The organism is Pseudomonas sp. ICMP 460 (genome assembly GCF_002723595.1).
Classification (GTDB): domain Bacteria; phylum Pseudomonadota; class Gammaproteobacteria; order Pseudomonadales; family Pseudomonadaceae; genus Aquipseudomonas; species Aquipseudomonas kitaguniensis.
This window is the reverse complement of the sequence record NZ_LKBR01000057.1, coordinates 160,888-186,236: the sequence shown is the minus strand read 5'-3', so window position 1 is coordinate 186,236 and position 25,349 is coordinate 160,888. Positions and strand designations below refer to the sequence as shown.

Annotated in this window: 26 protein-coding genes and 1 pseudogene; 17 read left to right on the top strand and 10 right to left on the bottom strand. The window is 60.2% G+C overall.

The window, feature by feature from the left end:
- Positions 1-85: 85 nt before the first annotated feature.
- Together AO240_RS24715 and AO240_RS24705 are read left to right on the top strand one after the other, a co-directional pair.
- The gene (locus AO240_RS24715; RefSeq protein WP_099240006.1) at positions 86-1,429 is read left to right on the top strand and encodes an imelysin family protein; all 1,344 of its coding nucleotides are present in this window, start codon (positions 86-88) and stop codon (positions 1,427-1,429) included.
- A 191-nt stretch (positions 1,430-1,620) separates the two neighbouring features.
- Positions 1,621-3,075 (top strand): TrkH family potassium uptake protein, encoded by a 1,455-nt coding sequence (locus tag AO240_RS24705; protein ID WP_058412437.1) that lies wholly within the window; start codon positions 1,621-1,623, stop codon positions 3,073-3,075.
- On the opposite strand, the gene AO240_RS24700 is transcribed toward AO240_RS24705, so the two are convergent.
- Positions 3,032-4,090, bottom strand: coding sequence for an AraC family transcriptional regulator (locus AO240_RS24700; protein WP_099240004.1), 1,059 nt, complete (start codon positions 4,088-4,090; stop codon positions 3,032-3,034). The genes AO240_RS24705 and AO240_RS24700 overlap by 44 nt on opposite strands.
- Positions 4,091-4,252: 162 nt before the next feature.
- Between AO240_RS24700 and AO240_RS24695 the strand changes: the two genes are divergently transcribed.
- From AO240_RS24695 to AO240_RS24685, 3 genes are all read left to right on the top strand, one after another.
- On the top strand, positions 4,253-4,564 hold the full coding sequence (locus AO240_RS24695) for a DUF962 domain-containing protein (protein ID WP_099240002.1): 312 nt from the start codon (positions 4,253-4,255) through the stop codon (positions 4,562-4,564).
- Between the two features lie 361 nt (positions 4,565-4,925).
- Positions 4,926-5,120 (top strand): hypothetical protein, encoded by a 195-nt coding sequence (locus AO240_RS24690; RefSeq protein ID WP_099240000.1) that lies wholly within the window; start codon positions 4,926-4,928, stop codon positions 5,118-5,120.
- Between the two features lie 93 nt (positions 5,121-5,213).
- Positions 5,214-6,410 carry an MFS transporter gene (locus tag AO240_RS24685; protein ID WP_099239998.1) on the top strand — a complete coding sequence of 399 codons (1,197 nt, stop codon included), beginning with the start codon at positions 5,214-5,216 and terminating at the stop codon, positions 6,408-6,410.
- Here the strand turns inward: AO240_RS24685 and arfB are convergent.
- The 3 genes from arfB to AO240_RS24670 form a co-directional block, all read right to left on the bottom strand.
- Positions 6,407-6,820, bottom strand: coding sequence for an alternative ribosome rescue aminoacyl-tRNA hydrolase ArfB (arfB, locus tag AO240_RS24680; RefSeq protein WP_099239996.1), 414 nt, complete (start codon positions 6,818-6,820; stop codon positions 6,407-6,409). The two genes, AO240_RS24685 and arfB, sit on opposite strands and share 4 nt — an antisense overlap.
- 12 nt (positions 6,821-6,832) lie before the next feature.
- Positions 6,833-7,516: a pentapeptide repeat-containing protein gene (locus tag AO240_RS24675; RefSeq protein ID WP_099239994.1), complete on the bottom strand. Its 684-nt coding sequence runs from the start codon at positions 7,514-7,516 to the stop codon at positions 6,833-6,835.
- 103 nt (positions 7,517-7,619) lie between these two features.
- Complete coding sequence (locus AO240_RS24670; RefSeq protein WP_099239992.1) at positions 7,620-9,041, bottom strand: amino acid permease; 1,422 nt, start codon at positions 9,039-9,041, stop codon at positions 7,620-7,622.
- 648 nt (positions 9,042-9,689) lie between these two features.
- On the opposite strand from AO240_RS24670, the gene AO240_RS28700 reads away from it, so the two are divergent.
- Together AO240_RS28700 and AO240_RS24665 are read left to right on the top strand one after the other, a co-directional pair.
- Positions 9,690-9,827 carry a hypothetical protein gene (locus AO240_RS28700; RefSeq protein ID WP_058412444.1) on the top strand — a complete coding sequence of 46 codons (138 nt, stop codon included), beginning with the start codon at positions 9,690-9,692 and terminating at the stop codon, positions 9,825-9,827.
- Between the two features lie 73 nt (positions 9,828-9,900).
- Positions 9,901-10,860 carry a hypothetical protein gene (locus AO240_RS24665; RefSeq protein ID WP_058412445.1) on the top strand — a complete coding sequence of 320 codons (960 nt, stop codon included), beginning with the start codon at positions 9,901-9,903 and terminating at the stop codon, positions 10,858-10,860.
- A 146-nt stretch (positions 10,861-11,006) separates the two neighbouring features.
- Here AO240_RS24665 and rluB read toward each other — a convergent pair whose 3' ends face one another.
- From rluB to AO240_RS24635, 6 genes and pseudogenes are all read right to left on the bottom strand, one after another.
- Complete coding sequence (rluB, locus tag AO240_RS24660; RefSeq protein ID WP_058412446.1) at positions 11,007-12,248, bottom strand: 23S rRNA pseudouridine(2605) synthase RluB; 1,242 nt, start codon at positions 12,246-12,248, stop codon at positions 11,007-11,009.
- Between the two features lie 144 nt (positions 12,249-12,392).
- Positions 12,393-12,584: a DUF1289 domain-containing protein gene (locus AO240_RS24655; RefSeq protein ID WP_058412447.1), complete on the bottom strand. Its 192-nt coding sequence runs from the start codon at positions 12,582-12,584 to the stop codon at positions 12,393-12,395.
- Positions 12,585-12,639: 55 nt separating this feature from the next.
- Positions 12,640-13,590, bottom strand: a pseudogene (scpB, locus tag AO240_RS24650) (SMC-Scp complex subunit ScpB).
- A gap of 12 nt (positions 13,591-13,602) precedes the next feature.
- Positions 13,603-14,361 (bottom strand): ScpA family protein, encoded by a 759-nt coding sequence (locus tag AO240_RS24645; RefSeq protein WP_172979353.1) that lies wholly within the window; start codon positions 14,359-14,361, stop codon positions 13,603-13,605.
- Positions 14,362-14,421: 60 nt separating this feature from the next.
- Positions 14,422-15,051 carry an L-threonylcarbamoyladenylate synthase gene (locus AO240_RS24640; protein WP_058412451.1) on the bottom strand — a complete coding sequence of 210 codons (630 nt, stop codon included), beginning with the start codon at positions 15,049-15,051 and terminating at the stop codon, positions 14,422-14,424.
- Positions 15,052-15,064: 13 nt separating this feature from the next.
- A complete protein-coding gene (locus AO240_RS24635; protein WP_058412452.1) occupies positions 15,065-15,928 on the bottom strand; it encodes a PHP domain-containing protein in 864 nt (287 codons plus the stop codon).
- An 87-nt stretch (positions 15,929-16,015) separates the two neighbouring features.
- Between AO240_RS24635 and AO240_RS24630 the strand changes: the two genes are divergently transcribed.
- From AO240_RS24630 to arcC, 10 genes are all read left to right on the top strand, one after another.
- The gene (locus tag AO240_RS24630) at positions 16,016-16,612 is read left to right on the top strand and encodes a septation protein A (protein WP_058412453.1); all 597 of its coding nucleotides are present in this window, start codon (positions 16,016-16,018) and stop codon (positions 16,610-16,612) included.
- Between the two features lies 1 nt (position 16,613).
- On the top strand, positions 16,614-16,913 hold the full coding sequence (locus tag AO240_RS24625) for a YciI family protein (RefSeq protein WP_099239990.1): 300 nt from the start codon (positions 16,614-16,616) through the stop codon (positions 16,911-16,913).
- Between the two features lie 89 nt (positions 16,914-17,002).
- Complete coding sequence (locus tag AO240_RS24620; RefSeq protein ID WP_099239988.1) at positions 17,003-17,380, top strand: translation initiation factor 2; 378 nt, start codon at positions 17,003-17,005, stop codon at positions 17,378-17,380.
- A gap of 7 nt (positions 17,381-17,387) precedes the next feature.
- Positions 17,388-18,065, top strand: coding sequence for a response regulator transcription factor (locus tag AO240_RS24615; protein ID WP_058412456.1), 678 nt, complete (start codon positions 17,388-17,390; stop codon positions 18,063-18,065).
- Between the two features lie 255 nt (positions 18,066-18,320).
- A complete protein-coding gene (locus tag AO240_RS24610) occupies positions 18,321-18,797 on the top strand; it encodes an LTXXQ domain protein (RefSeq protein WP_099239986.1) in 477 nt (158 codons plus the stop codon).
- Between the two features lie 67 nt (positions 18,798-18,864).
- Positions 18,865-20,211, top strand: a complete 1,347-nt coding sequence (locus AO240_RS24605) for a HAMP domain-containing sensor histidine kinase (RefSeq protein WP_099239984.1) — start codon at positions 18,865-18,867, stop codon at positions 20,209-20,211.
- Between the two features lie 311 nt (positions 20,212-20,522).
- Positions 20,523-21,950: an arginine-ornithine antiporter gene (arcD, locus tag AO240_RS24600; protein ID WP_099239982.1), complete on the top strand. Its 1,428-nt coding sequence runs from the start codon at positions 20,523-20,525 to the stop codon at positions 21,948-21,950.
- 23 nt (positions 21,951-21,973) lie between these two features.
- Positions 21,974-23,230, top strand: a complete 1,257-nt coding sequence (gene arcA, locus AO240_RS24595) for an arginine deiminase (RefSeq protein ID WP_099239980.1) — start codon at positions 21,974-21,976, stop codon at positions 23,228-23,230.
- An 11-nt stretch (positions 23,231-23,241) separates the two neighbouring features.
- Entirely contained in the window at positions 23,242-24,252 is a 1,011-nt protein-coding gene (locus tag AO240_RS24590) for an ornithine carbamoyltransferase (protein ID WP_099239978.1), read from the top strand.
- Between the two features lie 157 nt (positions 24,253-24,409).
- A complete protein-coding gene (arcC, locus tag AO240_RS24585; RefSeq protein ID WP_099239976.1) occupies positions 24,410-25,339 on the top strand; it encodes a carbamate kinase in 930 nt (309 codons plus the stop codon).
- The last annotated feature ends 10 nt before the right edge of the window (positions 25,340-25,349 follow it).

Here is a 25,349-nt window from a genome sequence, read left to right as displayed (position 1 = left end):
ACACAAAATGCAAATCTTTCGCATTATGTCGCAGTTTTTGCGCTCCCACGCGCGCCCTATCAACAACCGAAGCAGGATGTTCGCCATGATTCGTATGCCCCTGGCCACCGCCAGTCTGCTGGCCATTGCCATTTCTCTCGCCGGCTGCGGCGAAGGTAAAGACAAAGCCGCCGCGCCTCAGGCGCCGACCCCGGCTGCCAGCACTGCCGCACCAGCGGCTGCCACGCCTGCCGGCCAAGTCGACGAAGCGGCGGCAAAGGCCGTGGTCGCGCATTACGCTGATATGGTGTTTGCGGTGTACAGCGATGCCGAATCCACCGCGAAAACCCTGCAAACCGCGATCGATACATTCCTCGCCAACCCGAACGACGACACCCTGAAAGCGGCCCGCACCGCTTGGGTCGCCGCGCGCGTGCCGTACCTGCAGAGCGAAGTGTTCCGTTTCGGCAACACCATCATCGACGACTGGGAAGGCCAGGTGAACGCATGGCCGCTGGACGAAGGCCTGATCGACTACGTCGACAAATCCTACGAGCACGCCTTGGGTAACCCAGGCGCTACAGCCAATATCATCGCCAACACCGAAATTCAGGTCGGCGAAGACAAGGTCGACGTTAAGGAAATCACCCCGGAAAAACTCGCCAGCCTGAATGAGCTGGGCGGCTCCGAAGCCAACGTCGCCACCGGCTACCACGCCATCGAATTCCTGCTCTGGGGCCAAGACCTCAACGGCACCGGCCCTGGCGCAGGCAACCGCCCGGCGTCGGACTACCTGACCGGCGACGGTGCAACCGGCGGCCACAACGAGCGCCGCCGTACCTATCTGCGCTCGGTGACTCAACTGCTGGTCAGCGACCTGGAAGAAATGGTCGGCAACTGGAAACCTGATGTCGAAGACAACTACCGCGCCACGCTGGAGGCAGAACCTGCCACCGACGGCCTGCGCAAAATGTTGTTCGGCATGGGCAGCCTGTCCCTCGGCGAACTGGCCGGTGAGCGCATGAAGGTTTCCCTGGAAGCCAACTCGCCGGAAGACGAGCAGGATTGCTTCAGCGATAACACGCACAACTCGCACTTCTATGATGCCAAGGGTATTCGTAACGTTTACCTGGGCGAGTACACCCGCACCGACGGCACCAAAATGACGGGCGCAAGCTTGTCGTCGCTGGTGGCCAAGGCTGACCCGGCGGCTGATACCGCGTTGAAAGCCGATCTTGCCGCCACCGAAGCGAAGATTCAGGTGATGGTTGACCACGCCAACAAGGGTGAGCATTACGACCAACTGATTGCCGCCGGCAATGACGCGGGCAATCAGATCGTGCGCGATGCGATTGCGGCGCTGGTCAAGCAAACCGGTTCGATTGAGACGGCTGCGGGTAAGTTGGGGATCAGTGACTTGAACCCGGATAGCGCTGATCACGAGTTCTGATCCGGCGCTGTGAAATCATGTGGGAGCGGGCTTGCTCGCGATGCAGACACCCCGGTACAACAGGCATACCGGGTTGAAGCCATCGCGAGCAAGCCCGCTCCCACATTTGCTTGCATTCGGTTTTAGAGATTGGGTCGGCATTCCTGGACAGGTAGAATGGCGCCTCCACCCCGACCACCCGAGCACACTTCATGGCGTTGCCGACCCTACGCATCATCGGTTTCATCATCGGCATCTTCCTGATCACGCTGGCGATCGCCATGGTCATCCCAATGGCCACCCTGGTGATCTTCGAACGCACCGCCGACTTGCCGTCGTTTCTGTGGGCCAGCCTGATCACCTTTCTCGCGGGCCTGGCGCTGGTCATCCCCGGCCGCCCCGAACACGTTCACCTTCGCCCGCGCGACATGTACTTGCTGACCGTCACCAGTTGGCTGGTCGTGTGCATCTTCGCCGCGCTGCCGTTTTTACTGACCCAGCACATCAGCTACACCGACTCATTCTTTGAAAGCATGTCCGGCATCACCGCCACCGGTTCCACCGTGTTGAGCGGATTGGACAGCATGTCCCCCGGCATATTGATATGGCGCTCACTGCTGCATTGGCTCGGCGGTATCGGCTTTATCGGCATGGCCGTCGCGATTCTGCCGCTGCTGCGTATTGGCGGCATGCGCCTGTTTCAAACCGAATCCTCGGACCGCTCGGAAAAAGTCATGCCCCGCTCACACATGGTGGCGCGCCTGATTGTGGCAGCGTATGTGGGCATCACCATTCTGGGCAGCCTGGCGTTCTGGTGGGCCGGAATGGGCCTGTTCGACGCGATCAATCACGCGATGTCGGCGATTTCCACCGGTGGTTTTTCCACCTCCGATGAATCCCTGGCCCACTGGAAACAACCGGCAGTGCACTGGGTGGCGGTGGTCGTGATGATTCTCGGCAGCTTGCCGTTCACCTTGTATGTGGCCACCTTGCGCGGTAACCGCCAGGCGCTGCTCAAGGATCAACAGGTGCAAGGCCTGCTCGGTTTGCTGCTGGTGACCTGGCTGGTACTCGGCACCTGGTACTGGTGGACCACCAATTTGCCCTGGCTGGAAGCGTTGCGCCATGTGGCGGTGAACGTCACTTCAGTGGTCACCACTACCGGCTTTGCACTCGGGGACTACAGCATCTGGGGCAACTTCTCACTGATGTTGTTCTTCTACCTGGGCTTCGTCGGCGGCTGTTCGGGCTCTACCGCGGGCGGGATCAAGATTTTCCGGTTCCAGGTCGCCTACATCTTGCTCAAGGCCAACTTGAACCAACTGATTCACCCACGCGCGGTGATCAAGCAGAAGTACAACGGCCACCGGCTCGACGAAGAAATCGTACGCTCGATTCTGACGTTTTCGTTCTTCTTCGCCATCACCATCTGCGCCATCGCGCTGGCCCTGTCGTTGCTCGGCCTGGACTGGATGACCGCCTTGACCGGCGCCGCCAGCACCGTGTCGGGCGTGGGCCCGGGCTTGGGCGAAACCATCGGCCCGGCGGGCAACTTCTCCAGCCTGCCGGATGCGGCCAAATGGATCTTGTCATTCGGCATGCTGTTGGGGCGGTTGGAGATCATTACGGTCTTTGTGCTGTGTATTCCGGCGTTCTGGCGTCACTGACCGTCAACGCCACCAGCAACCGCGCCCGGTACTCGCCGGGCGTGGCATCGAACCAGCGGCGAAACGCGCGGAAGAAGTTGCTCGGGTCGGCAAAGCCCAACAGGTAGGCAATTTCCAGCAAGGTCATGCTCGGCTGCGCCAGGTATTGCTCGGCGAGTTCGCGGCGAGTGTCGTCGAGCAGCGTCTGAAAACTCGTGCCCTCCTCCTGCAAGCGCCGCTGCAAGGTGCGCTGCGAAAGGTGCAGGGTCTGCGCAACCACTTCGCGCTTGGGTTCGCCCTGAGGCAACAGACGGCACAACACCTGACGCGCTTTGTGGGTGACGCGGCTCTCGGAAAACCGCGCGAGGTATTCGCCGGCGAACCGATCATGCAACAGTGCCATCGCCTCGTTGGCCGTGGGCAGCGGAGCCTCCATGTCCGCCCGCTCGAAAATCAGCGCGTCGTACGCTGCATTGAATTCAAGCGGCGCGTGGAAGGCCAGTTTGTAGGGCGAAAGGTCCGCTGGTTGCTCGCCTTGCAACACCACCTTGCGCGGTTGCAAGGTGCGCCCGGTAAGCCAGCCGCACAGCGCCAATGCACTGGCCAGCGAGGCTTCGGCGCTTTGCCGGGTCGGCGGCAAGTGATCACCGTGCACTGTCAGAATCAGCGCATAGCCGTCGGGTAACAGTCGAAAACTCAAGTCGGCGCTTTCGGCGATGATCCGCTGGTAGCGCACCAGACGCCTGAAGCCTTCAGCCAAGGTGTTGCTCGACATCAGCGCATAACCGGCCACGTGAAACGACGCCGGGCGCACCACCTTGCCCATGTTCAACCCAATTGCCGGGTTGCCCGACAGCTCGACTGCCCGTTGCCACAGCCGCGTCATGGAGTCCTGCGCAAAACGCGCGTCAGGGTCACTGAGGGCGGCGTAGTCCAGGCCCAGTTGCTTGAACAAGACGCGGCAGTCGAGGCCATCCATTTCCAACGCCTTGACTATCCCCATCGCCCAGCTTGCAGAAGTTGTTCGTTCGCTCATGGCGTCTTCTTAATAAAGCAGGCTTAAAAACAGTAGCCAGGAAGGCAAGGATACTAAAGTGGCATCTATTGTCACTGGCTGTTACCACTGATCACTCTAGACTCAAATAAGCTACCCACCGTACACGCGCTGGGCAGCACCACCCACCGAGGGCCCGCAACCGTGGAAAACGTCAAACAATTCAACAGCTTCGCCGAGTTCTACGTTTACTACCTGAGCGAACACAGCAACAGCACGTGCCGGCGCCTGCATTTTATCGGCACTACATTGGTGATTGGTATTGCGGCCTATGCCATCGGCAGAGGCTCGCTGGCCCTGCTGATTGCCCTGCCCATTGCCGGTTACAGCTTTGCCTGGATCGGCCACTTCTTCTTCGAAAAGAATCGCCCGGCGACCTTTCAGCACCCGTTCTACAGTTTGCTCGGCGATTTTGTGATGTACCGCGACATGATTCTGGGCAAGGTGCCGTTCTAGGCGTGTGACCTCTTGTCACTTGCTAAAAAATAAAGGTTCCCGCAATCGTCGATATAAAAGTCTTTTTGTCATTTACAGTGCTGTATCCTGCCAAGGCTTTTTAAGAGCGCGGACACACCTGCGATTCAACACAGACCTTGCGAGGAGCGACGACTATGCACGAGATACCTAATCTCCCCTTCCCAAGCCTGCACCCAGCTGAGCAGCCAACACCGCAGCAGGCCAGCCCACAACAGCAGCCTGAGGCCAAAGAAGCAAAACCAGTCGACAGCGAAAGCCGCGACTGACGCCGTACCAGACCGTGTGGAAAGCGCAACAATGAGCGCTTTCCACACTGCCTGAATCATCTGAGAAACCCGCCATGACCGATAACTCCTCCAACACCCCAGCCAACCCCCCCGACGCCGCAGTACTGGATGCAGCCTTGCAGATGGTCGACGTCTGGAACCGCCTCAGCGCAGACAAACAGGCCGTGCTGCTCAAGCGCTTCGGCACCCAGGAAAACGCATTGGCGGCCCTGGTAACCACGCAAATGTTGACGCCTGCTCAGGCCTGATCTGAAGTTTTTGATTTTTTGCCGCCCCGCCTGGCCAAAGCGCCGGTATCATTAGCAGCCTATCTTTACCCGCTGCTACAGTGAAACTCTCCCATGCCAGATACCCAGCGCCCCATGGCGGTTACGCTGCAAGTCGTTTCCATCGTGCTGTTCACCTTTATCGGTTACCTGAACATCGGCATTCCCTTGGCCGTGTTGCCGGGTTACGTGCACAGTGAACTGGGCTATGGCGCGGTTATCGCGGGCCTGGTGATCAGTGTGCAATACCTGGCCACCCTGCTCAGCCGCCCGTATGCGGGCAAAATCATCGACACCCTCGGCAGCAAGCGCGCGGTGCTGATCGGCTTGGTGGGCTGCGGCCTGAGTGGCGTGTTCATGCTGCTCGCGGCGTGGTTTTCCAGCCTGCCGGCGATCAGCCTGGCCAGCCTGTTGATCGGGCGGCTGGTACTGGGCAGCGCGGAAAGCCTGGTGGGCTCGGGCGCCATCGGCTGGGGCATCGGTCGGGTGGGTGCGGCCAATACGGCCAAGGTCATCTCGTGGAACGGCATCGCCAGTTACGGCGCGCTGGCCGTGGGTGCCCCGCTTGGGGTCGTGCTGGTCAGCCATTTCGGCCTGTGGAGCATGGGCGTCAGCATTATTTTGCTGGCGGTGCTGGGCGTGCTGCTGGCCTGGAACAAAGAGCCAGCGCCGATTGTGAGCGGCGTGCGCCTGCCGTTCATGAACGTGCTGGGCCGTGTGTTACCCCACGGCTGCGCGTTGGCGTTGGGCTCGATCGGCTTTGGCACCATCGCCACGTTTATCACCCTGTATTACACCACCCAGCACTGGGATAACGCGGTGTGGGCACTGAGCCTGTTCGGCGCCAGCTTTATCGGCGCGCGGTTGTTGTTCGGCAACTTGATCAACCGTATCGGCGGCTTTCGCGTGGCGATTGCCTGCCTGTCGGTAGAGATTCTCGGCTTGCTGCTGCTGTGGCTGGCGCCGGATGCGCACCTGGCCTTGGCTGGGGCTGCGTTAAGCGGCTTCGGTTTTTCGCTGGTGTTCCCGGCGCTGGGGGTCGAGGCCGTCAACCTGGTGCCGGCCTCCAGCCGTGGTTCGGCGGTGGGGGCTTATTCGCTGTTTATCGATTTGTCGCTGGGCATCACTGGCCCGCTCGCCGGCGCGGTGGCGGCAGGCTTCGGCTTTGCGTCGATCTTCCTGTTTGCCGCCCTCGCCGCTGCAGGTGGCTTGCTGCTGAGTGTGTACCTGTACCGGCAAGCGCCCAAAGCTCGCGAAGCACGTGACGCTTAGAAGTCGACCTTGCCGCGCCCGGCCTTGATGCTGCCGCGCTTGGTTTTGGATTCCAGCCGACGCTTTTTCGAACCCAGCGTGGGTTTGGTCGGGCGGCGCTTTTTCTCGACCTTGGTCGCGCTGAGGATCAACTCCACCAGGCGCTCCAGGGCATCCGCGCGGTTCTGCTCCTGCGTGCGGTATTGCTGGGCTTTGAGCACCAGCACGCCCTCGCTGGTGATACGGCTATCGCGCAGCGCCAGCAACCGCTCCTTGTAAAACTCCGGCAACGACGACGCCGGAATATCAAAACGCAGGTGCACGGCGCTCGACACCTTGTTGACGTTCTGCCCACCCGCGCCTTGGGCGCGAATCGCGGTCAACTCGATCTCGGCATCGGCCAGGTGCACGTTGTTGGAAATAACCAGCATCAATCAAAAACCTTAGGCAACGGACAAGCCCAACTCGGACAACAACATCGACGCCTGGACTTTGGAGATTACGGCGCCTTTGAACAGTTTGGCATCATTAAGCCTAAAGCCGCTCAAATCCGCACCGCGCAGGTCGGCACCGGCAAAGTTGGCGCCATTGATGCGCGCGTGGGCGAGGCTGCAGTCGATCAATTCAGCTTTTCGAAAATCGGCATCCGACAAGTCGCTGTCGGAGAAATCCAGATTATTCAGCACGGTTCGGGCAAACGACAGGCCCGACAAAAACGCACTGTTGAGGCGGGTTTCGCTGAAGCTCAGCCCCAGGGACGCGCAGTGGGTAAAGTTGGCGCCGGTCAGCTTGCAGTGGGCAAAACTTGCCTGGGACAGTTTGCTGCGCTGCCAACGGGTATTGTTCAGGTCGCAACTGTTGAACTGCGCCTCCAACAGGTTCGCCGCCTCGAAGATGGCATGGGCCGCGCGGCAACTGGTCCATTGAGTGCCTTCAAGGCGCGAGCCCAGAAAAGAGCTCTGCACCAGGATGCAACGCTCGAACACCCAGTGGTCCAGCGCCATGCGCGACAGGTCCGCCCCGCTCAGGTCCACGCCGATCAGGCGCAACGGCCCGCTGTGCCGGTCGATCAAATCTTCCAGTTCATCGCGCTGCAAGCTGCCGCCATCAATATCGGTGTGCTGCATGGGGCCTCCGGGCAGGGAATGGATTAAAACCAGGCGCAAGTCTAACCCGCCAGCGGCCACAAAAAACCCGGCAAGGTGCCGGGTTTTCTTTAGGCCAGGCAGTTTACTTCAACGCTGTACTCGCCGCGGTCTGCGTCGCGCCAGCCGTGCGCTTGCTCTTGATGAAGTAGCACAGCGCCATAAACGCCACCCACAGCGGGATCGCGTACACCGACACGCGAATCCCCGGCGTCATCAGCATGATCACCAGAATAAACGCCACGAAGGCCAGGCAGAGGTAGTTGCCGTACGGGTACCACAGCGCCTTGAACAGCGGCACCTGAGCGCTGCGGTTCATGTGCTGGCGGAACTTGAAGTGCGAAAAACTGATCATCGCCCAGTTGATCACCAGTGTGGCCACCACCAACGACATCAACAGTTCCAGCGCATGTTGCGGGATCAGGTAGTTCATCAACACGGCCACCAGAGTGATCGCCGCCGAGGCGAGAATCGAACGCACCGGCACGCCGCGCCTGTCGATTTTCGCCAATGCCTTGGGCGCATCGCCCTGTTCCGCCATGCCCAGCAGCATGCGGCTGTTGCAGTAGGTGCCGCTGTTGTACACCGACAGCGCCGCGGTCAGCACCACGAAGTTGAGGATATGCGCGGCAGTGTTACTGCCGAGCATCGAGAACACCTGCACAAACGGGCTGGCGCTGTAGGCATCGCCCGAAGCGTTAAGGCTCGCCAGCAGGCTGTCCCACGGCGTCAGCGACAACAGCACCACCAGCGCGCCGATGTAGAAAATCAGGATGCGGTAGATCACCTGGTTGATGGCTTTGGGGATCACCGTGCGCGGCTGATCGGCTTCAGCGGCGGTAAAGCCGAGCATTTCCAGGCCGCCGAACGAGAACATGATGATTGCCATGGCCATCACCAGCCCGCCGACGCCATGCGGGAAAAAGCCACCGTGTTCCCACAAGTTGCTGACCGAGGCTTGCGGGCCGCCGCTGCCACTGACCAGCAAGTAACTGCCCAGCGCGATCATGCCCACAATGGCCACGACCTTGATAATGGCGAACCAGAATTCGGCTTCACCGAACACTTTGACGTTGGCTAGGTTGATCAGGTTGATCAACATAAAAAACGCCGCCGCCGACACCCAGGTCGGAATCTCGGGCCACCAGTAGTGCACGTATTTGCCGACGGCGGTGAGTTCCGACATGCCCACCAGGATGTACAGAATCCAACAGTTCCAGCCCGACAGGAAGCCGGCGAAACCGCCCCAGTATTTGTGGGCAAAGTGGCTGAAGGAACCGGCGACCGGTTCTTCGACGATCATTTCGCCAAGCTGGCGCATGATCATAAAAGCGATAAAGCCGCAGATCGCGTAACCCAGAATCATCGACGGGCCGGCGGATTTGAGCACCCCGGCCGAGCCGAGGAACAGGCCCGTGCCGATGGCGCCACCGAGGGCGATCAACTGGATATGACGATTTTTCAGGCCGCGTTTCAGCTCGCCTGAAGAGGAATGGGGTTCACTCATGAATAGGGTCTCACGCAAGGTTTGATGATGTTGAATGCACGTTGCTGACTTGAATCCCGACTCAAGCAGCGCCGTTCAAACCCCAGCGCAGGCACCTGGAGTACAGCGTATTGCTAACGGTCATGCGTCACCTGTTTGTTTTTATCTGTGACGAAATCGAACCCGTCCGGCGCGTGGCCGGGCGGAGTGATCAGGGTCGGTAAACCCTGGGTCTTGGCCTTTTGCGGGGTACGCAGCAGGCGGTCACAGTAAAACGCGGCGCAATTGTACACCGCTCGACAGCTTCAAGCCGCTGCCGCGAAGCGCCCGTGACAATCTGTCAGATATTCCTTACGGCGCGGCAATGCTCAATGACACCCTGGCAAAAGCGTAAACACATCGTTACACGCCGTAAAATCCACGTTACACGCGGCTTGATCTGTCAGCCAACGTAAAATTGTCGGTAAGAAAATTCTGATCAATCGGTTCAGCCAGTCCGCTGTTTCTGTTGAAAAAATACCCAGCTCAAAAAAACAGAACAAAAAATTCAAATGAGACCGTGTCAATAAAATTTTTGCATTTCGAAACACTCTCACCTAGGTTAATTCACTTGCTCAGCGAAGCCCGCTGGCAAGCCGTTCTCAAACAACGTCCTCTAGGAGATACACCATGAAAGCACTGGAAAACGACCTGGAAACCGAACTGCAACTCGACGATTGGTTTGAAGCGCCGACCCATGAGGCCGCCGTTGAAATGATGCAAGCCGATGCCGTTGTGCCATTCGGCACGGCGATGTGGCCTTTCTAACACCCGGCAGGTAACCGGCAGGTGCTGTGCACGGCACCTGCCACCTTACCCAAGGCACACAAGGACACACGTCATGGACAAGGCCCGCGCCGTCGAACACTTTCTTTACTACCTCGCTCACCACCCCGCCCTGCAAGGCTTGAACTGCCCCACCGTGCTACTCGGCCATACCGAACGTTATGACGCCATTGCCCAGGCGATCACCCAAGGCAGTGCCGCCCGTTTCAACTTCCAGGTGCAGCGCCTGGACCTGACGCCCAGTGAAACCCTGGCCCAGACCATCGAAGCCTGCGACCTGTACCTGTTTCTGTACGACTCCTCGACCTTGCCCAACCCACGGGCGGAAGGCCCCGACTTCATCCGTGCCCTGCAGGGCGTGATGGCTGAACACTGGAAAAAATCCCTGCTGTTCAAAGATTACGGCGACTACTTCTACGACACCTTCAGCGTCGAGCCGCAGCGCATTGCCGACCTCAACGCTACGCTGATCCGGCACATGTCCCAGGCCAACATGCTGAGCTTTACCGACAAGCACGGTTCACGCCTGGAAGCGCCGCTGAGCAGCATCAAGAAGTGGACCAATATCAACGGCGTCGGCAACCACGACTTGGCGCCCGGCGAGATCGCCACCCACAGCGAGGCCATCAACGGCCAAGTGCGGTTTGTCGGCACGTTTCTCAGCACCATCCCCTTCGCGCGTAAATACGGCGTGCTGCAATCACCGCTGGAGCTGTGGATCGAGAACTCGACGATTTGCGGCGTAGCCAGCGATGTGCCGGGGCTGGCGGATGACTTCAACAAATACCTCAACGCCAACCCGTCCAACCGCCGCGTCGAAGAGCTGGGTATTGGCACCAATGAAGGGGTCAAGGACCTGTACGCGCGTAATGCCGGGTTTGAAGAGCGCCATTGCGGCTTGCACCTGGGCTTGGGCGGCGGGCAAAAGGGCAGCCATCACCTGGACCTGATCTTTGCCAGTGGCGTGTTGGCGCTGGATGACAAGCCGGTGTTTGACGGGACGTTTGCGTTCTAAACAACTGACTTGAAACACTGCAAATTCAAAGGTGGAAGGGGGCTTGCTCCCTCCCACTTTCCAAGTGCATTGCACAAAAAAAAACGCCAACCCGCGAGAGTTGACGCTTTTACTTGCAGCTTGCAGCTAAAAACTCACCGCTGCCTTCAAGGCTTCTTTCGACCAAAACCCGGGCGCTGACCGGAACCGGCCGGTGCGCCACGGCGCTTGCCCGACGGCTCATCGGCGACCAGTTTCAGGCCTGGACGCTTTTTTGGCGCCGGCTTGGCTGGGCGTTTGGTGCTGGCGTTGTCGGCCGGGCGATCGGACGACGGCGTACCGCGGCCAGCTTCACCACGGTTGCCACGACCAGCGGCTGGCGCTTCACCACGCGCAGGACGCGGAGTGCGTGGCGCACGCTCGCCTTCCTGACGCGACGGCGCGGTTGGGCGACGCTCGCCTTCGATGTGCGGCTCACGCGAGATGCGGCCACCGGTAGCCGGCGCATTCAGCGCCGGGCGCAGGGTGCGCGCAACGCGCTCGGTACGCGCTACTGGTCGCGACGATTTACGCTGCATACGCTCAAGCTTGTCTTTGCTCTTGGCGTTCATCTGCGGCATGGCAACAGGCGTCAGGCCAACTTCGGCACTGAGGATGTCGACTTCGTACTGGCTCATTTCGCGCCAGCGGCCCATCGGCAGGTCGGAGTTCAAGAACACCGGGCCGAAACGCACGCGCTTCAGGCGGCTGACCACCAGGCCCTGGGATTCCCACAGGCGACGGACTTCGCGGTTACGGCCTTCCATCACCACGCAGTGGTACCAATGGTTAAAACCTTCGCCGCCTGGCGCCTGCTTGATGTCGGTGAATTTGGCGGGGCCGTCTTCCAGCACCACGCCCGCCTTGAGGCGTTCGATCATCTCGTCATCAACTTCACCCCGTACACGCACCGCGTATTCACGGTCCATCTCGTAAGACGGGTGCATCAGGCGGTTGGCCAGCTCACCGTCGGTGGTGAACATCAGCAAGCCGGTGGTGTTGATGTCGAGGCGGCCAATGTTGATCCAGCGGCCTTCTTTGGGCTTGGGCATCTTGTCGAACACGGTCGGACGGCCTTCTGGGTCGTCACGGGTGCAGATCTCGCCATCGGGCTTGTTGTACATGATGACGCGGCGCACCGATTCGGCGGCCTCTTCACGCTTGATGACCTTGCCATCAATGGTGATTGCATCGTGCAGGTCGACGCGTTGGCCGAGGGTGGCTTCAACGCCGTTGACCTTGATGCGCTTCTGGGTGATCCAGGCTTCGACGTCGCGGCGTGAGCCCACGCCGATACGCGCCAGCACCTTTTGCAGTTTTTCGCCTGCTGGGCCGATTTCCTGGCTGTCGTTCTGGTCTTTGTCGTTCATCTTAAGCACCTCCCGGTGGGTCGAGTCAGGCATGGCCTGAAGAGTGTTGAAAGCGGGGCTTTGGGCGAATACGTCGCCAAAGGGTCGCGAATCATACGCGCATGACGCGCGTTGCGCATCACAGACTAGCCGATAAACACAGCGTCATTTGCTTTTCCGCCGACCGGTGGCATCCAGCGCCAACAGCCGCAGTTCGGCTTCGGCCAGCACCGCGCGCTTGTCGACCTTGTCGAGTTTCTTCCAGGCGCGGATTTCGCGCTTGCTGCGGCCACAGCCGACACAGATGTCGTCGCTGAATTTGCAGATGCTGATGCAAGGGTCTTTGGTGGAACTCATGCTTTCTCCCTGACAATGCACATCAAAGGTGGGAGGCGGTGGCCGCTGGACGGGTTTAATCCTCGAACCCGCGGCGCTCGTTTTCAATAGCTTCGGCCAGCGCGCGGGCTTCGTCTTCTTCGTCACTCAACGGCGGTTGTTCCAGAGCGGCGACGGCAGCCAAGAGTTTCTCGCGGGCTTGGGCAACACCCAGAATGTCTTCCTAGGGCTCGGCGACCTGTTCAACTTCGACTTCAGGCTCAACCTCAACGTTCAGCTGGGTTTCGGATTCGGTTTCGGGTTCGGCGGCGCCGTCACGCAGCAAATCATCAAAGTCAGTCTTGAGGCCCAACTCCATGTCGTCCAGCTCAAGCAGCAAGGTATGGAAACTGGTTTCGTCCTTCGGCGCTTCCGGCTCGGCGCTGGCGTCGGCGAGTTCTTGCAGGCTGGCGGGCACCGGCGCGTCGTCAAAGTCGAGCACCGGGTCGGGTTCCATCTCGCGCAGTTCGGCCAAGGGCGGCAGGTCGTCGAGGTTTTTCAGGTTGAAGTGGTCGAGGAACACTTTGGTGGTGGCGAACATCGCCGGCTTGCCGGGCACGTCGCGGTAACCGACGATGCGAATCCACTCGCGCTCCAGCAGGGTTTTGACGATGTGGCTGTTGACCGCCACGCCACGCACATCTTCGATCTCGCCCCGGGTGATCGGCTGGCGATATGCGATCAGCGCCATGGTCTCGAGCATCGCTCGCGAATAGCGCTGCGGGCGCTCTTCCCACAAGCGGCCGACCCACGGCGAAAACTTCTCACGGATCTGCAGACGGTAGCCTGACGCCACTTCACGCAGCTCAAAGGCGCGGCCGTCGCAGGATTTGCGCAAGATCTCCAAGGCCTTTTTGAACACGGGCGGCTCGGGGCGCTCGGCCTCTTCAAAGAGTTCGAACAGGCGCTCCAGAGATTGCGGTTTACCCGAGGCCAGAAGAAAGGCCTCCAGCAACGGGGCCAATTCGCGGGGTTCAGTCAAATTCATCGATTCAGCTCTTTATTCGGCTCGCGCCCGCACGTGGATAGCCGCAAAAGGCTCATTCTGCACCAGCTCGACCAAGGACTCCTTGACCAGTTCCAGCACCGCCATAAAGGTCACCACCACGCCCAGGCGCCCTTCTTCTTTAGTAAACAACTCGACAAACGGCACAAAACCGCCGCCTTTAAGCCGCTCAAGTACATCGCTCATGCGCTCGCGGGTCGACAGCGCCTCGCGGCTGACCTGGTGGCTTTCAAACATGTCGCCACGGCGCAGCACTTCAGCCATCGACATCAGTAACTCTTCCAGGCTTACATCCGGCAACAGCTTGCGCGCGCGCGCTTCCGGGGCATCCAGCTTGGGCACCACCACGTCGCGACCGACGCGGCTCAAGCCGTCAATACCTTCAGCGGCCGCCTTGAAGCGTTCGTACTCTTGCAGGCGGCGGATCAGCTCGGCGCGCGGGTCGTCTTCCTCGGCTTCAATCGATTCTGCGCGCGGCAGCAGCATGCGCGACTTGATCTCGGCGAGCATGGCGGCCATCACCAGGTATTCGGCGGCCAGTTCCAGGCGCACCGACTGCATCAACTCGACATAGCCCATGTACTGACGGGTGATTTCCGCCACCGGGATGTCGAGGATGTTGATGTTCTGCTTGCGAATCAGGTACAGCAGCAAGTCCAGCGGGCCTTCGAACGCTTCAAGGAAGACCTCAAGCGCGTCCGGCGGGATGTACAAGTCCAGCGGCATTTCCATCACCGCCTGGCCATACACCATGGCAAACGGCAGCTCTTGCTGGGCGCCCGCCTGGCTGTCGACGGTCTCTACGGCCGACATTCAGGCCTCGGCCATAAAGGGCGCCGGGTCGCCGCAGCCTACGCGGATCACCTCCGGCTCGCCGTCGGCCAGGTTGATCACGGTGGAGGCCTTGCCGCCGCCAAAACCACCGTCGATGATCAAGTCCACCTGTTTTTCCAGCAGTTGGCGCATTTCGTACGGGTCTTCCAGCGGCTCGGTATCGCCGGGCATGATCAGCGACACACTCATCAACGGCTCACCCAGCTCAGCCAGCAAGGCTAGCGCAATCGGGTGCTCCGGCACCCGCAGGCCGATGGTGCGCTTCTTCGGGTGCAGCAACAGGCGCGGCACTTCGCGGGTAGCGTTCAGAATAAAAGTGTACGGCCCCGGCGTATGCGCCTTGAGCAAGCGGAACGTGCCGGTGTCGACTTTGGCAAACAGCCCCAGTTGCGACAAATCGCTGCAGATCAGTGCGAAGTTGTGATTCTTGTCCAGGTCACGCAAGCGTCTGACCCGTTCAACCGCGCTTTTATCGCCGATTTGGCAACCAATGGCGTAGGACGAGTCCGTTGGGTAGATCACCACGCCACCGGCGCGAATGATCTCCACCGCCTGTTTAATCAGGCGCGCTTGAGGGTTTTCCGGATGAATCTGGAAGAATTGACTCACGTGTTCTACCTGTTCAGACGGTGGCAATAATGGGGTCATGCTTGAATCGCCCCCACAAAAGCGGCAGGTCTTCCGGGACTTGGCGGTATTCGCCAATCTCCGACCAACCGCCAGGGCCATGGAAATCACTGCCGGCGCTGACCAGCAGACCAAATTCGCGGGCAAGAATCGCCAGGCTACCCACCTGTTCGGCGGGTTGATGGCCGTTGACCACTTCAATTGCGTGCCCGCCCGCTCCAATATAGTCGGCAATCAGCTTGCGACGCTTGCTGCGGGTGAAATCGTAATGCCAAGGGTGCGCCAGGCTGACCCAGGCCCCGGAGGCGCGCAGGGTTTGCACGGTGTCTTCCAGGGTCGGCCAATGTTGCTTGACGTCGCCCAACTTGCCGGCGCCGAGCCATTTGCGAAACGCTTCGGCGCGGTCCTTAACAAAACCTTCACGCACCATCCAGTCTGCAAAGTGCGGCCGGGCCGGCGCGTTACCGCTGTCGCCCAGCGCCTGCTGGACGGCGCGAGCACCTTCGAGGGCATTGGGCATGCCTTTAAGGCTGAGTTTGCGGCTTATTTCTTCGGACCGCAGCCAGCGGCCATCGTGCAATTGGGCGATGGCCTCGACCAATGGCGGGGCTTTTTGATCAAACCCGTAACCGAGCACATGAATGGTGGCGCCGCCCCAGGTGCAGGACAATTCCACGCCGTTGACCAGCTGCATGCCCAAGCCATGCGCCGTCGCACGGGCCTCATCGAGGCCTTCGAGCGTATCGTGGTCGGTCAACGCGAGGACTCGCACGCCTTTTTCAAACGCACGCGCAACCAGTACCGCGGGCGCGAGGGCGCCGTCGGAGGCGGTGCTGTGGCAGTGCAAATCAACATTCACGGAAGTGTGTAACCTCAAGTCAGCTGGCGCTTTCGCTACCAAGGATGTTTGTTATTATGCCGCCACATCCAGCTTCTGGCTCTTACTGTGAAACAATTCATCGACTTCATCCCGCTGTTGCTGTTTTTCATCGTTTACAAACTCGACCCAAGGGTCATCGATGTCGCCGGCCATGAGCTGACATTCGGAGGCATCTACAGCGCCACCGCGGTGCTGATCATCAGTTCTGTCGTGGTCTACGGCGCGATCTTCATTTCCCAGCGCAAACTCGAAAAAAGCCAATGGCTGACCCTGATCGCCTGCCTCGTCTTCGGCAGCCTGACCCTGGCCTTCCACAGCGAAACCTTCCTTAAATGGAAAGCCCCAGTGGTGAACTGGCTGTTCGCGCTGGCCTTTATCGGCAGCCATTTCATCGGTGATCGCCTGCTGATCAAGCGGATCATGGGCCACGCGTTAACCTTGCCAGAGCCGGTATGGGTACGCTTGAACGTGGCCTGGGTGGTGTTTTTCCTGTTCTGCGGCGCCGCCAACCTGTTTGTGGCCTTCACCTTCCAGAATTATTGGGTCGACTTCAAGGTGTTCGGCAGCCTGGGCATGACCGTATTGTTCCTGGTCGGCCAGGGTATCTATCTGTCGCGCCACCTGCATGACACCGACCCTACTACGCCGAAAACCGAGGACTGACATGCTCTACGCAATCATTGCTACCGACGTTGCCCACTCGCTGGAAAAACGCCTGAGCGTGCGCCCTGCCCACGTCGAACGCCTGAAACAGCTGCAGGCCGAAGGCCGCATCGTGCTGGCCGGCCCACACCCGGCAGTCGACAGCAATGACCCAGGCGAAGCCGGTTTCACCGGCAGCCTGATCGTCGCCGAGTTCGCGTCCCTGGCCGATGCCCAGGCGTGGGCCAACGCTGACCCTTACGTAACGGCGGGCGTTTACGCGGAGGTCGTGATCAAGCCGTTCAAGCAAGTCCTGCCTTGAGCTTGATGCCCGGCAAGCGCCGGATGGCTCAACATTCCCGGTAATCTGCCGACAACCTGCTGAATATTCGTGTGGAATCAGGAGTTCCGATGCGCTTACGTCAGTTGTGTCTGTTGGCAGTGTTAATGATCGGGGCTACCGCCCACGCTGAAGAAACCTCAAACACCGGCAGCCAGGTCACCGAGTTGCAGCAGCGTTTGAAAGAAAGCGAACGGCTGCGTGAAGAGCTGAGCAAACAACTGCAAACCGCAGACGCCGCGCGCGAAAGTGCGCAACTGAGTCGCTTGCGCCAAGAGAACCAACGCCTGGTGCAGCAACTCAAAGAAGCACAAGGCGGCGCCTTGAACCGGTGGCTAACCGAGCAACAGCAGTGGTTTGTCACCGGCGCGGCCGTTGCACTGATCGCCTTGCTGTGCGGGGTTTTCGCCAGCGGTGGGCACCGTCGCCGTCGACAATGGCTAAATTGAGTGAGTCATGAGCGAGCTGTTACTGATAGATGATGACCAGGAGCTGTGCGAGCTTCTGACCAGTTGGCTAAGCCAGGAAGGTTTCCAGGTGCGTGCCTGCCACGATGGTTTGAGCGCCCGCAAAGCCTTGAGCGATAGCGCCCCGGCGGCGGTAGTGCTCGACGTAATGTTGCCGGATGGCAGCGGCTTGGAGCTGCTCAAGCAATTGCGCAACGACCACCCGGAATTGCCGGTGCTGATGCTCTCGGCCCGAGGCGAGCCGCTGGACCGTATCCTCGGGCTGGAACTGGGCGCCGACGATTATCTGGCCAAGCCTTGTGACCCACGCGAGCTTACTGCCCGCTTGCGCGCCGTACTGCGCCGCAGCCACCCGGCGGCCGTATCGACGCAGCTTGAGTTGGGTGACCTGTGCTTCAGCCCGGTGCGCGGGGTGGTCAGCATTAATCAACAGGAGTTCGTGCTGACGGTGTCCGAGAGCCGTTTGCTGGAAGCCTTGTTGCGCCAACCGGGTGAACCGCTGGACAAGCAGGAGCTGGCGCAGATTGCCTTGGGGCGCAAGTTGACGCTGTATGACCGCAGTTTGGACATGCACGTCAGCAACCTGCGAAAAAAGATCGGCCCGCACGCGGATGGCCGGCCACGGATTGTCGCGCTGCGCAGCCGCGGGTACTACTACAGCCTTTGAAGAAGCTGCAAGAAACAGCAAGAAACAGCACACGCTGCAAGCTGCAAGCTGCAAGAAAAAGCACGATCAAAGGCGCATTGACCGTCGCTCTTGTCTTGCAGCTTGCAGCTTAAAACTTACAGCTTGCAGCTTAAAACGTGCAGCTTGCGGCGGATGCCCCTTACCAAACCTTTACCCTCACCTGACCGCCGCTGACCTTGATCTCCGTAATCTACTCACATCCGGACTCACCGGAATAGACACTGGAGAATCACCATGCGCAAGACCCTGATCGCTTTGATGTTCGCCGCCGCCCTGCCAACTGTTGCCATGGCTGCAATGCCGGAAGGCCCAGGTCCTGGCCCTGGCCCGATGGGCGGTCCTGAAGGCCATATGATGGGCGGCCCTGGCCACGACGGTGAACACGGTCCGCGTGGCAAAGGTGGCCCGTTCGCCCAATTGGACCTGAGCAAGGAACAGCGCGAGCAAATCGGCAAGCTGATGGGCGACCAATGGCACGCTCGCAAAGACCTGGTCAAAAAGTACCTGGACAAACTCCCGGCCGCTGACCAGAAGGCCATGCAGGACGAAATAGCTGCCGGCAAACAGAAAACCCAAGCCGACATCCGTGCCGTACTGAAACCCGATCAACAGAAGAAATTCGACGAAATCGTCAAGAAACAAGACGAGCGCCGCGCCGAGTGGAAGGAATTCCAGGCCTGGAAAGCGCAACAGCCGCAAAAAGCGCAATAATGTAAGCGCGTCACCTCCCCAGCCCAGTGGCCCTCGCCGCTGGGCTTTTCCTGTTTGAGGGTTTCCTGTGCGTTCATTGTTCTGGCGCATCCTTGCCAGTTTCTGGCTGGCCATCGCCTTGGTTGCCGGGCTGTCGATTCTGCTTGGTCACATGCTCAACCAAGATGCGTGGATTCTCAGCCGTCACCCCGGCCTCAACAATTTGGCGCAAGAGTGGACCCAGCTCTACGAAGCCCAAGGCGAGGACGCCGCTCAGGATTTGCTGCAACAACGCAAACGCCAGTACCACATCGACGTGCAAGTGCTGAATGAAAGCGGCGAGCCGGTGGTGCGCGGCACCTTCCCGCGACGCGCCGCCGCGCTTGAGGCCCGGCAAAGTGATAACAAAGACGGCCACCTGCCCTGGCGCCGCTTGACCGCCGAGTACACCAGCGAAAAAACCGGCGACACCTACCTGCTGATCTACCGCATCCCGCACCCGGAACTCGACGAATGGCACCGTAGCAGCCTGACGTGGCCATTAAGTGCGCTGGCGATTGCGCTGGTGGTGCTGACGCTGTTCAGCCTCTTGGTGACGCTGTCCATTACCCGACCACTCAGCCGCTTGCGCGGTGCGGTGCATGACCTCGGCCAAGCCACCTACCAGCAGAACAGCCTGGCGCGACTGGCCAACCGGCGTGATGAGTTTGGCGTATTGGCCACTGACTTCAACCGCATGGGCGCGCGCCTGCAAAGCCTGATCGGCAGCCAGCGCCAGTTGCTGCGCGACGTGTCCCACGAACTGCGCTCGCCGCTGGCCCGCTTGCGCATCGCGCTGGCCCTGGCCGAACGCGCGAGCGCCGAAGAACGCGAAAAGCTCTGGCCCCGCCTGACGCGTGAATGCGACCGCCTGGAAGCGCTGATCAGCGAGATTCTGGTGCTGGCGCGCGTCGATGCCGACAACGCCAGCGCCGAGGACGTCGACCTCAACCCGCTGCTCAAGACCCTGCAAAAAGACGCCCAACTCGGCGCGCCGGACCAAGTGGTGCAACTGACCGCCGACAACGACCTGCACCTCAAGGGCTGGCCGACGATGATTGAGCGCGCAGTGGATAACCTGTTGCGCAACGCCCAGCGCTTCAACCCGCTCGGCCAACCGATCGAGCTGCAAGCGCAACGCCTCGGCGAGCGCATCTTGATCAGCGTGCGCGACCATGGCCCAGGCGTTGAGGCCGAGCACCTGAGCCAACTGGGCGAACCGTTTTATCGCGCCCCCGGCCAAGCGGCCCAAGGCCACGGGCTGGGCTTGGCCATCGCCCGACGCGCGGCGGAACGGCATGGCGGCAGCCTGATCCTGGCGAATCACCCTGACGGCGGCTTTATCGCCAGCATCGACTTGCCGTTAACGCCTGGGGTTGCCACATCGGCCGGATGATCTTCTAGAGTGGCCCTTCTGTTACCGAGGGCCACGGGCAACAGCCGACCCAATCTCTCAAGCCGAATGCAGTCAACTGTGGCAGCGGGCTTGCTCGCGATGCAGACAACCCGGTGCATCAGCACTAACGGGTTGATGCCATCGCGAGCAAGCCCGCTCCCACAAAAGCGCTCAAGAACTGTTCCGGTCAATTACCCGCCGCTGACTCATTAATTCACAATGAATACGCCAATGCCGTGATCTGAGTCAGCTGCTCACCTGGCACATCCAATTACTCTGTGGCCTCTCTTCTCCTGCATTGGAGGCACGCAATGTCTGAATCTCCCGGAAAACTTCGACTCGGTGCACTGGTTGCACTGGTCGTGGGCTCAATGATTGGGGGCGGGATCTTCTCACTGCCGCAAAACATGGCCGCCAGCGCCGATGTGGGCGCCGTGTTGATCGGTTGGGTGATTACTGCCATCGGCATGCTGACCCTCGCGTTCGTGTTCCAGACCCTTGCCAACCGCAAGCCCACCCTCGATGGCGGTGTGTACGCCTACGCCAAGGCCGGTTTCGGCGACTACATGGGTTTCTCGTCGGCGTGGGGTTACTGGATCAGTGCCTGGTTGGGCAACGTCGGCTACTTCGTCCTGTTGTTCAGCACCCTCGGTTACTTCTTCCCGATTTTTGGCGCGGGGAATACGCCTGCGGCGGTGATCGGCGCGTCGGTGCTGCTGTGGGCCGTGCACTTTTTGGTGCTGCGCGGGATCAAGGAAGCCGCGTTCATTAACCTGGTAACCACCATCGCCAAAGTGGTGCCGCTGGTGCTGTTCGTGTTGATCGCCGTGTTTGCGTTCAAGCTGGACATTTTCACCGCGGATATTTGGGGCGTGAAAAACCCGGACCTGGGCAGTGTGATGAACCAGGTGCGCAACATGATGCTGGTTACCGTGTTCGTGTTCATCGGCATCGAAGGCGCGAGCATCTTCTCGTCGCGGGCGGAAAAACGCTCCGATGTCGGCAAGGCCACCGTGATCGGCTTTATCACCGTGCTGCTGTTTTTGATGCTGGTGAACGTGCTGTCACTCGGGATCATGACCCAGCCGGAGCTGGCCAAGTTGCAGAACCCGTCGATGGCCGCCGTGCTTGAGCACGTGGTCGGCCATTGGGGCGCGCTGCTGATCAGCGTAGGTTTGATCATCTCACTGCTGGGCGCGCTGCTGTCGTGGGTGTTGCTGTGTGCGGAGATCATGTTCGCGGCCGCCAAGGACCACACCATGCCGGCGTTTTTGCGCAAGGAAAACGCCAACCACGTACCGGTCAACGCCCTCTGGCTGACCAATGCGATGGTGCAGGTTTTTCTGCTGATAACGCTGTTTTCAGCAAGCACTTACCTGTCGCTGATCTACCTCGCCACGTCGATGATTTTGGTCCCGTACCTGTGGTCGGCCGCCTATGCCCTGCTGCTGGCGGTGCGCGGCGAGACCTACGAAAACGCAGCGCGCGAACGTGCGAAAGACCTGTGCATTGGCGCCATCGCGCTGATCTACGCGATCTGGCTGCTCTACGCCGGCGGCACCAAATACCTGCTGTTGTCCGCCCTGCTCTACGCCCCCGGCGCGATTCTGTTCGCAATGGCCAAGCGTGAACTCGGCAAACCGATTTTCACCACGCTGGAGAAGCTGATTTTCGGCGCAGTCGTCATCGGCGCCCTGGCGGCGGCTTATGGGCTCTACGCCGGCTTCCTGACGTTGTAAGTGTTCCCATTGGAGGATCTGTAATGACCACCGAAAAAGTCAAGTACGGCGTACATTCCGAAGCCGGCAAACTGCGCAAAGTCATGGTGTGCTCCCCAGGTTTGGCGCACCAGCGCCTGACCCCCAACAACTGCGATGAACTGCTGTTCGATGACGTGCTATGGGTGGCCCAAGCCAAGCGCGACCATTTCGACTTCGTCACCAAAATGCGCGAACGCGACATTGATGTGCTGGAAATGCACAACCTGCTGACCGACATCGTCGCCATCCCTGAAGCCCTTGATTGGTTACTGGCGCGCAAGATCACCGCCAACCAGGTCGGCCTTGGCCTGGTCAACGAAGTGGGTTCATGGCTGCGCAGCCTGGAGCCGCGCAAGGTTGCTGAATACCTGATCGGCGGCGTCTCGGCCGATGACTTGCCGGACAGTTTCGGCGGCAAGACGATCGAGATGTTCCGCGACTTTCTCGGCCACTCAAGCTTCATCCTGCCACCGTTGCCGAACACCCAATTTACCCGCGATACCACCTGCTGGATTTACGGCGGCGTGACACTCAACCCGATGCACTGGCCGGCGCGACGTCAGGAAACCTTGCTGGCCAGCGCCATTTATAAATTCCACCCCGAGTTCGTCAATGCCGACTTTCAGGTCTGGTACGGCGACCCGGACCAGCAACACGGCAACGCCACGCTGGAAGGTGGTGATGTAATGCCGATCGGCAACGGCGTGGTGTTGATCGGCATGGGCGAGCGCTCGTCGCGCCAAGCCATCGGCCAACTGGCGCTGAACCTGTTCAAACACAACGCCGTCGAGCGTGTGATCGTTGCCGGCCTGCCGAAATCCCGCGCCGCGATGCACCTGGACACGGTGTTCAGTTTCTGCGACCGCGACCTCGTCACCGTCTTCCCGGAAGTGGTCAGCCAAATCGTCGCGTTCAGCCTGCGCCCTGATGAGAGCAAGCCCGGCGGCATTGACGTGCGCCGTGAACAAGCAAGCTTCCTCGACGTGGTCGCCAGCGCGCTCAAGCTGAACGCCCTGCGCGTGGTCGAGACCGGCGGCAACAGCTTCGCCGCCGAACGCGAGCAATGGGATGACGGCAACAACGTGGTGGCTGTGGAGCCTGGCGTGGTGATCGGTTACGACCGCAACACCTACACCAACACCCTGTTGCGCAAGGCCGGGGTGGAAGTCATCACCATCAGCGCCGGTGAACTCGGCCGTGGCCGTGGCGGCGGCCACTGCATGACCTGCCCGATCATCCGCGACCCCATCGACTATTAAGGAGATCCATCATGGCGTTCAACATGCGCAACCGCAGCCTGCTCTCGCTGATGCACCACACCACGCGCGAGCTGCACTACTTGCTGGACTTGTCCCGAGACCTAAAACGCGCCAAATACACCGGCACCGAGCGGCCGCACTTGCAGGGCAAAAACATCGCGCTGATCTTCGAAAAAACCTCGACCCGCACCCGTTGTGCGTTTGAAGTGGCGGCACATGACCAAGGCGCGCACGTCACCTATATCGACCCGGTGTCGTCGCAGATCGGCCACAAAGAAAGCATGAAAGACACCGCCCGCGTACTCGGCCGCATGTTCGACGCCATTGAATACCGTGGCTTTGCGCAGGAAATCGTCGAGGAGTTGGCCACCTTCGCCGGCGTGCCGGTGTTCAACGGCCTGACCGCCGAGTTCCACCCCACGCAAATGATTGCCGACACCTTGACCATGCGCGAACACAGCGACAAGCCGCTGCATGACATCAGCTACGCCTACCTCGGCGATGCGCGCTACAACATGGGCAACTCGCTGCTGATGATCGGCGCCAAGCTGGGCATGGACGTGCGCATCGGCGCGCCCAAAGCGCTCTGGCCGCACGACGATTTCATCAAGCAATGCCAGGCCTTTGCCGAAGAAAGCGGCGCGCGCATCACCATCACCGAAGACCCGGTGGAGGCGGTGAACGGCGTGGACTTCATCCACACCGACATCTGGGTGTCGATGGGCGAGCCGGTGGAAGCGTGGGATGAGCGCATCGAGCAACTGCTGCCGTACCAAGTCAACGCCAGGATGATGAAAGCCTCGGGCAACCCACGGGTGAAGTTCATGCATTGCTTGCCGGCGTTCCATAACAGCGAGACCAAGGTGGGCAAGGACATCGCGGCGCGTTATCCGAACCTGGCGAATGGTGTGGAAGTGACCGAAGAGGTGTTTGAGTCGCCCGCCAATATCGCGTTCGAGCAAGCGGAAAACCGCATGCACACCATCAAGGCGATTCTGGTGGCAGCGCTCGCAGACATCTAAAGCTCAAGGTTGGAACTCGATCATGTGGGAGGGGGCTTGCTCCCGATGACGGTATGTCAGTCACCAGAGATGTTGAATGTACAGCCGCCATCGGCAGCAAGCGCCCTCCCACAGCGGGTTCCGTATTCACAAGGCTGAACGCTAGAAGGATTTGATTATGCGTATCGTCGTTGCACTGGGCGGTAACGCCCTGCTCCGCCGCGGTGAACCGATGACGGCGGACAACCAACGCGCCAACATCCGTACCGCCACCGAACAGATCGCCAAAATCCACCCCGGCAACGAACTGGTGATCGCCCACGGCAATGGCCCGCAAGTCGGCCTGCTGTCGTTGCAGGCGGCGGCCTACACCCAGGTTTCGCCGTACCCGCTGGACGTGCTGGGCGCTGAAACCGAAGGCATGATCGGCTACATCATCGAACAGGAACTGGGCAACCTGCTGGACGCTGACGTACCGTTTGCGACCTTGCTGACCCAAGTGGAAGTGGACGCCAACGACCCGGCCTTCCAGAACCCCAGCAAACCTATCGGCCCGGTGTACAGCAAGGCCGAAGCCGAACAGCTTGCGGCCGAAAAAGGCTGGGCCATCGCCCCCGACGGCGACAAGTACCGCCGCGTGGTGGCAAGCCCCAGGCCGAAACGCATCTTTGAAATTCGCCCGATCAAGTGGTTGCTGGAAAAAAGCGCGATTGTTATTTGCGCAGGCGGCGGCGGTATTCCAACCCTCTACGGCGAAGACGGCGCACTGCGCGGCGTCGAAGCGGTGATCGACAAAGACCTGTGTTCAGCGTTGCTGGCTGAGCAACTGGGTGCCGATTTGCTGGTGATCGCCACTGACGTCGACGCCGCCTTTATCGACTACGGCACGCCCACCCAAAAAGCCATCGGCCAGGCCCACCCCGACGAAATGGATAAGCTCGGTTTCGCCGCAGGCTCCATGGGGCCAAAGGTGCAAGCCGCCTGCGAGTTCGCCCGCAAGACTGGCAAAACTGCAGTTATCGGTTCACTCTCAACCATCGAAGCCATCGTCCAGGGCACCGCCGGCACACGCATCAGCACGGCGAAAGCTGGCATCACTTACCTGTGAAGCAGAGGAG

What these genes read in the sequence shown, in the direction of transcription:
- AO240_RS24715 (WP_099240006.1), top strand. Translation starts at nt 86, where the DNA reads ATGATTCGTATGCCCCTGGCCACCGCCAGTCTGCTGGCCATTGCCATT.
- AO240_RS24705 (WP_058412437.1), top strand. Translation starts at nt 1,621, where the DNA reads ATGGCGTTGCCGACCCTACGCATCATCGGTTTCATCATCGGCATCTTC.
- AO240_RS24700 (WP_099240004.1), bottom strand. Translation starts at nt 4,090, where the DNA reads ATGAGCGAACGAACAACTTCTGCAAGCTGGGCGATGGGGATAGTCAAG.
- AO240_RS24690 (WP_099240000.1), top strand. Translation starts at nt 4,926, where the DNA reads ATGACCGATAACTCCTCCAACACCCCAGCCAACCCCCCCGACGCCGCA.
- AO240_RS24685 (WP_099239998.1), top strand. Translation starts at nt 5,214, where the DNA reads ATGCCAGATACCCAGCGCCCCATGGCGGTTACGCTGCAAGTCGTTTCC.
- arfB (WP_099239996.1), bottom strand. Translation starts at nt 6,820, where the DNA reads ATGCTGGTTATTTCCAACAACGTGCACCTGGCCGATGCCGAGATCGAG.
- AO240_RS24675 (WP_099239994.1), bottom strand. Translation starts at nt 7,516, where the DNA reads ATGCAGCACACCGATATTGATGGCGGCAGCTTGCAGCGCGATGAACTG.
- AO240_RS24670 (WP_099239992.1), bottom strand. Translation starts at nt 9,041, where the DNA reads ATGAGTGAACCCCATTCCTCTTCAGGCGAGCTGAAACGCGGCCTGAAA.
- AO240_RS28700 (WP_058412444.1), top strand. Translation starts at nt 9,690, where the DNA reads ATGAAAGCACTGGAAAACGACCTGGAAACCGAACTGCAACTCGACGAT.
- AO240_RS24665 (WP_058412445.1), top strand. Translation starts at nt 9,901, where the DNA reads ATGGACAAGGCCCGCGCCGTCGAACACTTTCTTTACTACCTCGCTCAC.
- rluB (WP_058412446.1), bottom strand. Translation starts at nt 12,248, where the DNA reads ATGAACGACAAAGACCAGAACGACAGCCAGGAAATCGGCCCAGCAGGC.
- AO240_RS24655 (WP_058412447.1), bottom strand. Translation starts at nt 12,584, where the DNA reads ATGAGTTCCACCAAAGACCCTTGCATCAGCATCTGCAAATTCAGCGAC.
- AO240_RS24645 (WP_172979353.1), bottom strand. Translation starts at nt 14,361, where the DNA reads ATGGTGTATGGCCAGGCGGTGATGGAAATGCCGCTGGACTTGTACATC.
- AO240_RS24625 (WP_099239990.1), top strand. Translation starts at nt 16,614, where the DNA reads ATGCTCTACGCAATCATTGCTACCGACGTTGCCCACTCGCTGGAAAAA.
- AO240_RS24620 (WP_099239988.1), top strand. Translation starts at nt 17,003, where the DNA reads ATGCGCTTACGTCAGTTGTGTCTGTTGGCAGTGTTAATGATCGGGGCT.
- AO240_RS24615 (WP_058412456.1), top strand. Translation starts at nt 17,388, where the DNA reads ATGAGCGAGCTGTTACTGATAGATGATGACCAGGAGCTGTGCGAGCTT.
- AO240_RS24610 (WP_099239986.1), top strand. Translation starts at nt 18,321, where the DNA reads ATGCGCAAGACCCTGATCGCTTTGATGTTCGCCGCCGCCCTGCCAACT.
- arcD (WP_099239982.1), top strand. Translation starts at nt 20,523, where the DNA reads ATGTCTGAATCTCCCGGAAAACTTCGACTCGGTGCACTGGTTGCACTG.
- arcA (WP_099239980.1), top strand. Translation starts at nt 21,974, where the DNA reads ATGACCACCGAAAAAGTCAAGTACGGCGTACATTCCGAAGCCGGCAAA.
- AO240_RS24590 (WP_099239978.1), top strand. Translation starts at nt 23,242, where the DNA reads ATGGCGTTCAACATGCGCAACCGCAGCCTGCTCTCGCTGATGCACCAC.
- arcC (WP_099239976.1), top strand. Translation starts at nt 24,410, where the DNA reads ATGCGTATCGTCGTTGCACTGGGCGGTAACGCCCTGCTCCGCCGCGGT.